Raw genomic sequence first — 12,656 nt, 5'->3', positions numbered from 1 at the left:
GCCAACCTACCAGTCATTGCAGTCATCACTGCAATGACTGGATTTCGCATCGGCCGAGGCCGGGGGACGAACGTCGGTCCCGTGTGATGAGGTGTCTCCGTGAGTGAGGACCTGTTCGGCGACCCGGTGCCGGAGCCGCGGTCGGGCCGGAGCGGCCAGGCGACGACCGGCGGCAGTCTCGGCGACGTCGACCACGCCGGCACGCCGTTGGCGGTACGGATGCGGCCGCGCGCCCTGGAGGACATCGTCGGCCAGGGCCACCTGCTGGCGCCGGGTTCGCCCTTGCGCCGGCTGGCCTCCGGCGAGCCGATGTCGGTGTTCCTGTGGGGACCGCCCGGCGTCGGCAAGACGACGATCGCCAGTGTGGTGTCCCGGCAGACCGATCGCCGGTTCGTCGAGATCTCGGCCGTCACGGCCGGGGTCAAGGATGTTCGGGCCGTGCTCGACCAGGCCCGCAGCGAGCTCCGGCACGGGAACCAGACCGTGCTGTTCGTCGACGAGGTGCACCGGTTCTCCAAGGCCCAGCAGGACGTGCTGCTGCCGGCCGTCGAGAACCGGCTGGTCACCCTGATCGCCGCGACCACGGAGAACCCGAGCTTCTCGGTGATCTCGCCGCTGCTCTCCCGGTCGCTGCTGCTGACCCTGCGCCCGCTGACCGACGAGGACCTGTCCGGGCTGCTGACCCGGGCCCTCACCGACGAGCGCGGGCTGCGCACCCCGGACGGCGAGACGTACGAGCTCGACGAGGAGGCCCGGGCCACCCTGCTCCGGCTGGCCGGCGGAGACGCGCGGCGGGCGCTGACGTACCTGGAGGAATCGGCAGCCGGCGCGACCGCGGTGGACAGCGCGACGATCACCACCGAGACGGTGGAGCGGGCCGTCGACAAGGCAGCCGTGCGGTACGACCGCGACGGCGACCAGCACTACGACGTGATCAGCGCCTTCATCAAGTCGATGCGCGGATCCGACGTCAACGCCTCACTGCACTACCTGGCCCGGATGATCGAGGCCGGCGAGGACCCGCGGTTCATCGCGCGCCGGATCATGATCCTGGCCTCGGAGGACATCGGGATGGCCGACCCGACCGCGCTGCCACTGGCCACCGCCGCGGCCCAGACCGTCCAGCTGATCGGGTTCCCGGAGGCGGCGATCACGCTGGCCCACGCCGTGATCCACTGCGCGCTGGCGCCGAAGTCCAACGCCGTCGTGCTGGCGATCGGGGCCGCCCAGTCCGACGTCCGCGAGGGCCGGATCGGGCTGGTCCCGCCGCACCTGCGGGACGCCCACTACGCGGGAGCCAAGCAGCACGGCCACGGCGAGGGCTACAAGTACGCGCACGACGCGCCGCACGGGATCGCGGCCCAGCAGTACCTGCCGGACGAGCTGGCCGACGCCGACTACTACCAGCCGACCAACCACGGGTACGAGGCCCAGGTATCCGACCGGCTGGCCAGGATCACCGAACTGCTGAAGGGCTGACCGGCCCACGTTCCCTGCGCCTGCCGAAGGGCCGAGGATCGTGCCTGCCCTCCGACAAGCTCAGGGAACGTTGTGGTTCAGGCCGCCTGGACGGTGGGCAGGACGGTCAGGTGACCCAGGTTGACCTGCTTCGGGCGGCTGGTGATGAAGGCGACGACGTCGGCGACGTCGGCGGCCGCGAGCGGCGGGACCTCGGTGCGCCAGTTCTGCAGGTGGGCGGCGACCTCGGGGTTGTCGATGTGGTCGGCCAGCTCCGACTCGACCAGGCCGGGTTCGAGGTTGGTGACCCGTACTCCGAGCGGTCCGAACTCGCTGCGCAGATTGGCCGACAGATGGGTGACGGCGGCCTTCGTCGCGTCGTACACGGCGTAGTTGGGGAAGATCAGATGGGCGCCGACGGAGGAGATGTTGACCAGGTCGGCGGTGCCCTCGGCCCCGGCCTCGACCAGGTCCGCGGTGAAGGCCCGGGTCACGTTGAGCAGTCCGGTCAGGTTGGTGTCGATCATCCGGGTCCACTCGTCGGACCGGCCGGCCGGGAACGGGTTGGCCAGCATCACGCCGGCGTTGTTGATCACGAGATCGACCCGCCCGTACGCGGCGTGGACGGCCTCGACGGCCGGGCCGAGATCACCGGCGACGTCCGCCGCGACGGCAAGAGCCTGGCCGCCGTCGGCGATGATCTTGGCGGCGAGGTCGTCCAGCCGGTCCGTGCGGCGGGACAGCAGGGCGACCCGGGCGCCGGACCGGGCCAGGGTGCGGGCGATCTCGGTGCCGATGCCGCTGGAGGCACCGGTGACGACGGCGACCCGCTGGTTCAGTTCGTAGCTGTTGTTCATGATCACCACTGTGGCCGCCGCGGGGCCCCGGACCATAGGCTCCGTCGTCCCGTAGGTCCGCCGATCCTGGGTCTGGCAGTACCCAGGGTCGGCCGGGCGACCGCGGCCATACTGGGAACCGTGTCCCATGATCTCGGCGAATTCCTGCGCAGCCGGCGGGCCCGGGTCCGGCCGGAGGACGTCGGCCTGCCGGGCGGCGGCCGGCGTCGCGTCGCCGGGCTGCGGCGGGAGGAGCTGGCGCTGCTGGCGGGCGTGAGCGTCGACTATTACGTCCGGCTGGAGCAGGGCCGCACCCCGGCCGTCTCGGATGCGGTGCTGGACGCGGTCGCGCGGGTGCTGCGGCTGGACGAGACGGAGCGCAGCCACCTGCGCAACCTGGTCCGTCCGGCCCGGCGTCGCCGGCCGGCCGCGCAGCGGGTCCGGCCCGGCCTGAGCCGATTGCTCGAGATGGCCGGCGACGTGCCGGCGTTCGTGATGGGCCGGCGGTCCGAGGTCCTCGCCTGGAATCCGCTCGCCGACGCCGTGTACGGCTTCTCGGGGATGCCGCCGGCGGAGCGGAACTCGGCCCGGCACACCTTCCTGCGCCCCGAGGCCCGGCTGTTCTACCGGGACTGGCCGTCGGTCGCCGCCGACATGGTCGCCTTCCTGCGGCTGGACGCCGGCCGCTATCCCGACGACGCCGAACTGGCCGCCCTGGTCGGTGAGTTGTCGATGAAGGACGACACGTTCCGTACCCTCTGGGCCGAGCACACCGTGCTGGAGAAGACGTACGGGGCGAAGTTGATCAACCATCCGCTGGTCGGCGAGCTGGACCTGGCCTACGAGTCGCTCCGCCCGTCCGGCGATCCTGACCTCACCCTCGCCCTGTACACGGCCGCGGCCGGATCGCCGACCGAGGAACGGCTGCGGCTGCTAGCCAGCTGGGCCGCCTCGCCGGACCATGATCAACCCGCCAGCCGGACCTCGGCGGACGGGTCGCCGAGCCCGCGGTAGTCGCCGCCGTAGTAGAGCAGCGGGCCGGCCGCCGGGTCGCCGAGCCGGATCCGCTCGACCCGGCCGACCACCAGGGTGTGATCACCGGCCGCGGTCCGGCCGGACAGGGTGCAGTCCAGCCAGAGCAGGCACCCCGGCAGTTCCGGATGCCCGGCCGTGCTCGGCGTCCAGGTCAGGCCGAGCCAGCGGTCCGGTCGGGGCCGGCCGAACCGGTCGGCCAGCGGTTGTTGATCACCGGCCAGCACGTTGACGCAGAACGAGCCGGCCTCCTCGATCGCGGCCAGCGTCGCCGTACCGGTGCGGAGGCAGACCGAGACCAGTGGCGGCTCGAGCGACACGCTGGTGAAGGACTGGCAGGTCATCCCGTCGAGCCGGTCGCCGGTCCGGCAGGTGATCACGGTCAGTCCGGAGGCGTACCGGCCGAGGGCCGACCGGTACGCCCGCTGGTCCGTCGGGTCCGGACTCATGATCATCGGGGATAGACGGCGTCGACCTCGACCTCGACCAGCCAGCCCTCAACCGGCAGTGAGGCGATCTCGAGCGCGAACCGGCTCGGCCGGGCCGGGTTGATCACCAGCGGCTCGGCCGGTTCGCCGGTACCCATCGGCACCATGATCGGCTTCCCGGTCTTCAGGTCGGTGTTGGCGAAGAACTGCCGGTACGCCCGGTTCCAGCCCGCGTAGTCGGCCCGGTCGGTGCCCGGGGCGTTGTCCAGGAAGACGCGCATCGTGGTGACGTCGCTCAGCTTCAGGCCGCGGGCCTTCAGATTGGCCTCGATCTGCCGGAGCGCGTTCATGCCCTGGGCCTCGGTGATCGTCACCCCGCCGGTCAGCTCGCCGCCCGGGAACTGGCCGGCGTCGACGTAGGCCGCCGGCGTGCCCGGCGCACCGGCCGGGTTGAGCGCCGCCGGACCCAGCCCGCTGGACTTGTAGTTCCGGGCCCGCGACTCCAGCGTGACGCCGGTCGCGATCATGGGGTTGGCGTTGCCCGGCTCCACGTGCCGGGTGTACGGGACCCGATGATCACGGCCGGGCTGCGCAACGGCGGTGGAGTTGCCGGCGAGGGCCGCGACGGCCGCGCAGACGGAGACGATGATCACGCTCTGCAGCGGACTGCGTCGATTCTTGATCATGGCAGGGGATTCCTCTCGAGAATCAGCGGTGGGCGCGGTCGTTGAGCTTGCCGACGACGGCGCGGGCGGAGACGAAGGCGCCGTGCTGCCAGGCGATCGCGTTGGACAGATGATCACCGGCGAAGTAGATCCGGCCGGCCGGCTCCAGCAGCGTCCGGTAGGCCGCCGACTCCTCGGCGCCGCCCGGCCAGCTGATCCAGGCACCCTCCGTGTAGCGGGTCTGCTTCCAGGCCCCGGAGAAGGTGGCCGCGATGCCCTTGCGGTACTTCTCGCCGTGGATCTGGGCCCCCTCGTCGAGGGCCTTGGCGACTCGGCCGGAATGGTTCAGCGCGTCGAAGCGCTCGTGCCGGGGCCCGGTGGAGTAGTAGCCGACGACCACGCCGCGCTTGGCGTGCAGGTTGTCGCTCGGGTACATGATCTGAGCGATGTCCAGGTCGGTGTTGGACGCGCCGCCGTAGATGCGGTCCTCCAGCTCCCACCAGCGGCGCTTGTACTCGATGCCGAGCTTGCCCGACGAGACCGGCACCGGGGTCTTCAGCGCGGCGACGACGGTGGGCGAGAGGTTGTGCTCCAGCCGCGGCACCAGGTGCGGCGGGATCGTGCAGATCACGTAGTCGGCCTCGATCCGGCGGACCCGCTTGTCCTGCCGGTACTCGACGGTGACGCCGTCCGGGGTGTTCTTGCAGGAGATCACCTCGGCGCCGTAGGTGATCACGTCGCGGCCGAGCGCCCGGGCGAAGGCGTGGTGCAGCTGGTCCATGCCGCCGGCCACGGTGAGCATCTGCATCGCCTGGTCGTAGCCGAAGTCGAAGGCGAAGTTGCGGCCGATCCCGCTGCGTACGGTCTCCGACAGCGACGCCGGGTCGCCGACCTCGCCGAACTCCGTGCCGGCGCCGGGCTCGGTCACGTACCCGCGCCGGTCGCTGCCGAGATAGCGGCCGTCGGAGGACAGGTCGCCGTAGCTGCTGAGGAACTCGGCCAGCCGCTCCTTGTCCTCGGTGCTCAGGGTGTCGTCCAGGGCGCCGCGCTGGGTCGCCTTGGCGAGCAGCTCGCTGACGTACCCGAGCAGGTCGGCCTTGGCCTGCCGGTAGCTGATCGGCTTGTTGTTCAGCGAGGTCGAGCCGGCGTAGCGGACATAGGTGTTCGCGTTCTGGTTGCCGAACGGGATGATCGGCACGCCCAGCTCGCGGGCGTAGTCGAGGGTCAGGTGTTCCTGCGGGATCCGGGTCGCGCCGACGTTGAGATAGTGCCCGTCGCTGAACCGGCACTCCTGCGTCTCGCCGCGCAGGTCGGTCTCGACGGTGCCGCCGCGGGCCGACCAGACCCGGCCGCCGGGCCGCTGCCGGGCCTCCAGCAGGGTCACCCGGTAGCCGGCCTTGCGGAGTTCGTACGCCGAGCTGAGGCCGGCCGGCCCGCCGCCGAGCACGACCACCGACCGGTGGCCGGGGCCGGGCCGGTCCCGCGGGGTCAGCGGCCGGAACGAGTCCGCGGCGGCGGTGGGCGCCAGCTCGAGGCCGGCCAGGGCGCTGTACGCGAGCCCGGCGCCGCCGGCGACGCCGAGGCGCTGGATGAAGGATCGACGAGTCGTGGCCATCGGGGCTCCTGTCGAAGAGGGGGATGCCGCCGAGTCTGGTGACCGGATGCGTCGGATCCGGGTCGGCCGCGTTGCGGTCCGGCGGCTCCGACCAGGACCGGTTCCGGGCCCGCGTCCCACTCCACGGGCGCGGTTCGAACCATGATCGTGACGCCGCCGAAACACGCCGGAGTTAGCGTCGGGAACGTGTCGGCTTTGGGTGAGGCGATTGAGCGGTCCTTCCGCGCGGCCGAACATGATCAGCCGGTACTGTCGCCGCACCGGCCGCTGGGCCGGCGCCGGCTGACCGGCTGGTCCGTGCTGGCCCAGGCGGTGTCCACCACGGCGCCCGCGGCGTCGATGGTGATCTTCGCGGCGTTGATCGCGCGGGCCGGTGATCCGGTCTCGGCGCTGCTGATCGCGGTCGCGGTGATCATCGGGCTCTGCCTGATCGGTGCCTGCCTGGCCCAGGTCGCGGCGCGGATGGCCGCGGCCGGCGGACTGTATTCGTACACGGCACGGGGGCTCGGCCGGCGCGCGGCCGGAGCGGTCGCAGCCGGCTTGTTGATCAAGTACCTGGGTAGCGCGGTGAGCTGCCTGGTCCAGTTGAGCCTTGCGCTGTCGGCGTTGGCCACGGTGATCGGCCTGCCGCCCTGGGGTACGGTCCCGCTGCTGCTGACCGGGCTGGCCGCGGTGGCCGGGATCGGCTGGCTGGTCTGGCGCGGCGTCCGTGCCGCCACCTACGGCCTGATGATCATCGAGGCGGCCGCCCTGGTCTTCATGATCATCCTGCTGGTGGCGCCGCCGGTGGTCCGGCTGCCCGAGGTGCTGCCGCCACTAGAGACGGAGCAGACGTACCGGGTGATCATGTTCACCGCGTTCGCGCTGGCCGGCTTCGAGAGCGCCGCCTTCCTCGGCCCGGAGACCCGGCGGGGGACCACCGTGGTGGCCCGGACGCTGCGCTGGACGCCGGCCCTGTGCGGGCTGGTGGTGCTGGCCGCGGGGGTGGCCACGCTGGCCGGCCAGGGCGACGTGCTGGTCAGCGCCTACCTGTTCGGCACCGGCCAGGGCGTGCCGGCGGCGATCGTGATCGCGCTGCACCTGGGCCTCGCCTCGTCCTGGCTCGGGTCCGCGCTCGGCTCGGTCAACGCGGTCTCCCGGCTGGTCTACACGCTCGGCCTGGAACGGGTTTGGCCCTCGGTGCTGGGTCGGGTCCAGGCCCGGTTCCGGACGCCGGGCTGGGCGATCCTGTTCGGCTGCTCGGCGATCGCCGCCGGCGTGATCGTGCTGCAGCTGGCCGGCCGGGGCTCGCCACCGCACGACTGGCTCTCGGCCGGGATCCGGTTCGGGCTGCTGGCGGCCTACCTGCTGGCGGTGATCGGGGCGGTCCGGCTGCTGGTCCGGCTCGGCGAGCTGACCCGCCGGGTGGTCGTCGTGGCCGGGCTGGCGGTGCTGGAACTGGCCGTGATCATCGTGCTGCTGGCGTCCGGTACGGCTCAGCGGGGCCACGGTCCGGCCGTGATCGTGGTCGGCGCGATCCTGGTCGTCGGCGCGGCCTGGGCCGGCCTGGTCCGCCGGCTGCGGCCGGGCCGGCGGTTGCGGATCGGGACGTTCGACCGGCACGAGTCGGCCGACGCGCTGCCGGGCGGCGCCGCCGTCCGGCGCACCGACTCGGGGGAACTGGCGCTGGCGGGCCGCGGCCGCCGGCCAGGGCCACCCGCCTAGGCCGACGACCATGGGGGACGCCGGCACTCCGGCGATCGGGGGACACGAACCACGGGCGGTGCAGAAGGCGCTGCAGCTGCTCGAGGCGGTGGCCCGGCTCGGCCCGGGGACCACGGCCCGCGAGATCGCCGACTGGTGCCGGGTGCCGCGCTCGACCGCGTACCGGCTGCTCAATCTGCTGGTCGGCGACGGCTACCTGGTCCGGGTGGACGACCTGGCCGGCTTCGCGCTCGGCCGCCGGGCCCGCGAGCTGGCCGCGCCGGCCCCCGACCAGGCCCAGCCGGGACCGGCCGCCGTCGCGGAGGTGGCCGAGGACCTGCGCCGCAAGATCCGGCATGGCGTCCATCTGGTCAGCCTGTCCGGCGCCGAACCGTCCTGGGCGGACCCGGACCCGGACCACGAGGTCGCCGCGGACGACCCGATGCTGCGGGCCTGGCACGCCTCCGCGGTCGGCAAGATCCTGCTCGCCGACCGGCCGGAACTGCTGACCGGCCAGCAGTTGGCCCGCTTCACCCCGTACACGATCACTGACTGGCCCCGGCTGCTCGCCGAGCTGGGCGACGTCCGCAACTCCGGCCTCGCGGTCGACCGGGAGGAGTCGGTCGTCGGCCGGGTCGGCCTCGCCGCGGCGGTCCGCTCCGGCACCGGCCGGGTCACCGGCTGCCTGCTGATCGCCGGCCGCTCCGGCCGCCTCAGCCCGGACGCGCCGGAACTGGTCGAACCGGTGCTCGCCGGCGCCCGCCGCCTGTCCGGCTGGCCCGGCTGACCCTGGGTGGCGGGCCGTGCCGACATCGACTGGACGCAAAGGGCAACGTCCAGGCACGGAAGTTGCCCTTTGCGTCCAGTCGTTCTGGCCGCTCTGTTCCCTGCGGGCAGGAGGACTTCTCGAGCCATGGCGCGTGCGCGTATCGGGGCTCGTGGCGACGCGATAAGGTCGTGCTGGCCCGACGGGGCCGAACCCCGCTGACTGCACTTTCCGATTGAGGAGCTTCATGACCCTGGGGGATATCGCCGGTCTCATCGCGGCCATCGCCTTCGCCATCCTGGTGATCCTCTTCGCCGTGCCGCTGCTGAAGCTCGGCCGGGTGCTCGAGGAGCTGCGGCTCGCCGTCCGTGACATCGGGCACGAGTCGGTGCCGATCCTCACGGAGCTTCAGGGCACCGTGCGGGCGACCAATAATGAATTGGAGAAGCTGAGCTTTGTCACAGAGGATGTGGCCAAGGTGAGCAAGCACGCTACCGTGGTCAGCGAGAACGCGGCCCAGATGGCCACCCTGTTCTCGGCGACGCTCGGCGGCCCGCTGGTCAAGACGGCGGCGTTCACGTACGGGGTGCGCAAGGCGTTCCGTGGTGAGGCGCCGACGCCGGCCCGGGCCAAGGGCGGTAGCGGCGGCGTGTTCTCGCGACGGAGGAAATGATGATCAAGCGAGTGTTCTGGTTCCTGGTCGGGGCCGGCGTCGCTGCGTTCGTCGCGATCAAGATCAGGGACTATCTGCAGCAGGCGACGCCTGAGGCGATCGGGAACCGGGTGGCCGATTCGGCCGCCGGGATCACCGAGCGCGCCCAGGACTTCGCCGACCGGGTCCGAGCTGCCATGGTCGAGCGCGAAGCGGAGATCAACGACGCGCTCGGCCGCAACCCGGAATGACCTGCTCGCACCCTCACCTTTAGGACTCAGCATGAAAACCGCCGAAATCCGGCGTCGCTTCCTCGACTACTTCGGCAATCGCCGGCACGAGGTCGTTCCATCGGCGCCCCTGCTCTACAACGACCCGACGCTGCTCTTCGTGAACGCCGGCATGGTGCCGTTCAAGCCGTACTTCACGGGTCAGGAGCCGGCGCCGTACCAGCGCGCCACCAGCGTCCAGAAGTGCGTCCGGACCCTCGACATCGAGGAGGTCGGCAAGACCACCCGGCACGGCACGTTCTTCCAGATGAACGGGAACTTCTCGTTCGGCGACTACTTCAAGGCCGAGGCGATCAGCTTCGCCTGGGACCTGATCACCGCGCCCCAGTCCGAGTACGGGCTCGGCTTCGACCCGGACAAGGTCTGGGTCACCGTGCTGCACTCCGACGACGAGGCGGCGCGGCTGTGGCAGAACATCGCCGAGCTGCCGCCGGAGCGGATCCAGCGCCGCGGCCTGAAGGACAACTACTGGCACATGGGCATCCCCGGCCCGGGCGGCCCGTGCAGCGAGATCTACATCGACCGCGGTCCCGAGTACGGCCCCGACGGCGGGCCGGTCGTCGACGAGGACCGCTTCCTGGAGATCTGGAACCTGGTCTTCATGCAGGAGGAGCTGTCCGCGGTCCGGGCCAAGGACGACTTCGACGTGGCGCGCGAGCTGCCGCGGAAGAACATCGACACCGGCATGGGCCTGGAGCGGGTCGCGTACCTGCTGCAGGGCGTCGACAACCTGTACGAGATCGACGAGGTCTTCCCCGTGATCGACGTCGCGGCGGACCTGGCCGGCAAGAAGTACGGCAGTGATCATGTCGACGACGTCCGGCTCCGGGTGGTCGCCGACCATGTCCGGTCCGGCCTGATGTTGATCTCCGACGGCGTCACGCCGGGCAACGAGGCGCGCGGTTACGTGCTGCGCCGGCTGCTCCGCCGCGTGGTCCGTTCGATGCGGCTGCTTGGCGTGGACCGGCCCAGCTTCGGCGACCTGTTCCCGGTCAGCCGGGACGCGATGAAGGGCTCCTACCCGGAGGTCGCGGACGACTTCGACCGGATCTCCGACATCGCGTACGCGGAGGAGGAGGCGTTCGCGCGCACCCTCACCGCGGGCACCCAGATCTTCGACACGGCGGCGTCCACGGCGAAGAGCAACAACGCCGGCCTGCTGTCCGGCGACCGGGCGTTCCAGCTGCACGACACGTACGGCTTCCCGATCGAGCTGACCCTCGAGATGGCCGGCGAACAAGGGCTTTCGGTCGACGAGGCCGGCTTCCGGCGGCTGATGGACGAGCAGCGGGACCGGGCCAAGGCCGACGCGAAGTCGAAGAAGGGGAGCGGGGTCTCGACCGAGATCTACGCCCAGCTCCGGTCGCGCGGCGAGACGCCGTTCACCGGTCTGGAGACCCTGTCCGGCGAGGGCGAGGTGCGCGGGATCGTCGTCGACGGCGAGCTCCGCGAGCACGCGACGGCCGGCGACGAGGTCGAGGTGATCCTTTCCGAGACGCCGTTCTATCCGGAGTCCGGCGGCCAGTCCGGTGATCATGGCCGGATCACCGGTGATGATCTTGATCTGGAGGTGCTGGACGTCCAGCGCCCGGTCAAGGGCCTGGTCGTGCACAAGGTCAAGATCAACTCGGGCGAGTTGCGGCCCGGCACGGTGGTCCGGTCGCAGGTCGACGCGGACTACCGCCTCGGGGCCTGCCAGGCGCACTCGGCGACCCACGTGATCCACGAGGCGCTGCACCAGATCCTCGGCCCGACCGCGTTGCAGGCGGGTTCGTACAACCGGCCCGGCTACATGCGGCTGGACTTCTCCTGGAACCACGCGGTGGACGAGGAGCAGCGGCACCGGATCGAGCAGCTGTCCAACGAGGCGATCCGGGCCGACCTCGGCGTCTCGGCGTCGCTGATGCCGCTGGCGGAGGCCAAGTCGTCCGGCGCGATGGCGCTGTTCGGCGAGGTGTACGGCGACGTCGTCCGCGTGGTCGACATGGGCGACGGCTGGTCCCGCGAGCTGTGCGCGGGCACCCACGTGCTGCAGTCCTCCCAGATCGGCCTGCTGGCGCTGAACGCGGAGTCCTCGGTCGGCTCCGGGCTGCGCCGGGTCGAGGCGTTCGTCGGGCTGGAGGCGTTCCAGCACCTGGCGAAGGAGCGCTCGCTGGTGCTCGGCCTGGCCGAGACCCTGAAGGTGCAGCCGGACCAGCTGAGCGAGCGGGTCCGCAAGATGGTGGCGCAGCTGAAGGACGCGGAGCGCGAGATCGCGGCGCTCAAGTCGGCCAACCTGCTCACCACGGTCGACCCGATCGTCGCGAAGTCGCACGACATGTGGGGCGTCGGCTACATCGCGCACCACGCCGACGGCGTCTCGGGCGGCGATCTGCGCCAGCTGGCTCAGGAGGTACGGAACCGGGTGTCCAACACCGCCGCCGTCATCTGCCTGGTCGGCGGCACCGCGGAGAAGCCGACCGTGATCGTCGCGACCACCGCCGGGGCCCGGGAGCGCGGCCTGAAGGCGGGCGAACTGGTCACCATCGCGAGCCAGACTCTGGGCGGTCGCGGCGGCGGCAAGGACGACCTGGCCCAGGGTGGCGGCAGCGACGGCACCAAGGCCGCCGACGCGCTCCGCGACGTGGAGTACGCGATCGGCGCCAAGGTCACCAGCTGACCGCCTTCGTGCCCTGAGCCTGTCGAAGGGTCTGCATCGGATCATCGACAGGCTCAGGGAACGTTGTGGCTTGAGAAGGGATCGATCGTGCGGACCGGGGTACGGGTGGCGCTGGACTGGGGCGCGGCCCGGATCGGGGTGGCGGCCTGCGATGCCGCCGGTACGCTCGCGTACCCGATCGGGAACGTGAAGGCGACCCCGGACCGGCAGGCGACGCTGCGCTCCGTGGTCGACCTGGTCACGGAGCGGGAGCCGGTCGAGGTCGTGGTCGGGCTGCCCCGGTCGCTCTCCGGCACCGAGGGGCCGGCCGCGGTCGCGATCCGGGAGCGGGCGGTCGAACTGGCGGCCGCGATCGCCCCGATCCCGGTCCGGCTGGTGGACGAACGGCTGAGCACGGTGAGCGCCTCCCGGCGGCTCGGCGAATCGGGCCGGTCCACCAGGAAGCAGCGTCCGGTGATCGACGCGGCGGCGGCCGCTACGATCCTGGAGGACGCGCTGGCGGCCGAACGAAGCACTGGCCGGGCGCCGGGGGAAGTAGTATCGCCCGGTACCGACGACTAGCAACCAGGAAG

12 protein-coding genes are annotated in these 12,656 nt (G+C 71.6%); 8 read left to right on the top strand and 4 right to left on the bottom strand.

Annotation, left to right across the window (positions count from 1 at the left end; all coding sequences use genetic code 11):
- Positions 1-99 precede the first annotated feature (99 nt).
- On the top strand, positions 100-1,479 hold the full coding sequence (locus ACFQU4_RS26785; protein WP_377497917.1) for a replication-associated recombination protein A: 1,380 nt from the start codon (positions 100-102) through the stop codon (positions 1,477-1,479).
- A 77-nt stretch (positions 1,480-1,556) separates the two neighbouring features.
- On the opposite strand, the gene ACFQU4_RS26780 is transcribed toward ACFQU4_RS26785, so the two are convergent.
- The gene (locus tag ACFQU4_RS26780) at positions 1,557-2,315 is read right to left on the bottom strand and encodes an SDR family oxidoreductase (RefSeq protein WP_377497915.1); all 759 of its coding nucleotides are present in this window, start codon (positions 2,313-2,315) and stop codon (positions 1,557-1,559) included.
- A gap of 120 nt (positions 2,316-2,435) precedes the next feature.
- On the opposite strand from ACFQU4_RS26780, the gene ACFQU4_RS26775 reads away from it, so the two are divergent.
- Positions 2,436-3,308 (top strand): helix-turn-helix transcriptional regulator, encoded by an 873-nt coding sequence (locus tag ACFQU4_RS26775; protein ID WP_377497913.1) that lies wholly within the window; start codon positions 2,436-2,438, stop codon positions 3,306-3,308.
- Here ACFQU4_RS26775 and ACFQU4_RS26770 read toward each other — a convergent pair.
- From ACFQU4_RS26770 to ACFQU4_RS26760, 3 genes are read right to left on the bottom strand one after another with little or no spacing between them, the layout of a single operon-like run.
- Entirely contained in the window at positions 3,260-3,781 is a 522-nt protein-coding gene (locus ACFQU4_RS26770; RefSeq protein WP_377497910.1) for a flavin reductase family protein, read from the bottom strand. The genes ACFQU4_RS26775 and ACFQU4_RS26770 overlap by 49 nt on opposite strands.
- A complete protein-coding gene (locus tag ACFQU4_RS26765; RefSeq protein ID WP_377497908.1) occupies positions 3,778-4,440 on the bottom strand; it encodes a Rid family hydrolase in 663 nt (220 codons plus the stop codon). Before ACFQU4_RS26765 ends, ACFQU4_RS26770 begins: the two co-directional genes overlap by 4 nt.
- Before the next feature lie 22 nt (positions 4,441-4,462).
- On the bottom strand, positions 4,463-6,034 hold the full coding sequence (locus tag ACFQU4_RS26760) for an FAD-dependent oxidoreductase (RefSeq protein WP_377497905.1): 1,572 nt from the start codon (positions 6,032-6,034) through the stop codon (positions 4,463-4,465).
- 186 nt (positions 6,035-6,220) lie between these two features.
- On the opposite strand from ACFQU4_RS26760, the gene ACFQU4_RS26755 reads away from it, so the two are divergent.
- The 6 genes from ACFQU4_RS26755 (at position 6,221) to ruvX (ending at position 12,645) form a co-directional block, all read left to right on the top strand.
- Positions 6,221-7,738, top strand: coding sequence for an APC family permease (locus ACFQU4_RS26755; protein ID WP_377497903.1), 1,518 nt, complete (start codon positions 6,221-6,223; stop codon positions 7,736-7,738).
- A 10-nt stretch (positions 7,739-7,748) separates the two neighbouring features.
- Positions 7,749-8,504, top strand: coding sequence for an IclR family transcriptional regulator (locus ACFQU4_RS26750; protein ID WP_377497900.1), 756 nt, complete (start codon positions 7,749-7,751; stop codon positions 8,502-8,504).
- A 226-nt stretch (positions 8,505-8,730) separates the two neighbouring features.
- Positions 8,731-9,156 (top strand): DUF948 domain-containing protein, encoded by a 426-nt coding sequence (locus ACFQU4_RS26745; protein ID WP_377497898.1) that lies wholly within the window; start codon positions 8,731-8,733, stop codon positions 9,154-9,156.
- On the top strand, positions 9,156-9,386 hold the full coding sequence (locus tag ACFQU4_RS26740; RefSeq protein ID WP_377497896.1) for a hypothetical protein: 231 nt from the start codon (positions 9,156-9,158) through the stop codon (positions 9,384-9,386). The genes ACFQU4_RS26745 and ACFQU4_RS26740 overlap by 1 nt, the downstream gene beginning before the upstream one ends.
- 31 nt (positions 9,387-9,417) lie before the next feature.
- Positions 9,418-12,084, top strand: a complete 2,667-nt coding sequence (gene alaS, locus ACFQU4_RS26735; RefSeq protein WP_377497894.1) for an alanine--tRNA ligase — start codon at positions 9,418-9,420, stop codon at positions 12,082-12,084.
- 87 nt (positions 12,085-12,171) lie between these two features.
- Complete coding sequence (gene ruvX / locus ACFQU4_RS26730; protein WP_377497891.1) at positions 12,172-12,645, top strand: Holliday junction resolvase RuvX; 474 nt, start codon at positions 12,172-12,174, stop codon at positions 12,643-12,645.
- Positions 12,646-12,656: the final 11 nt, after the last annotated feature.

Source organism: Microlunatus sp. GCM10028923 (assembly GCF_042666975.1).
Taxonomy (GTDB): Bacteria; Actinomycetota; Actinomycetes; order Propionibacteriales; family Propionibacteriaceae; genus Microlunatus.
This window is presented reverse-complemented; position numbering and strand designations above follow the sequence as displayed.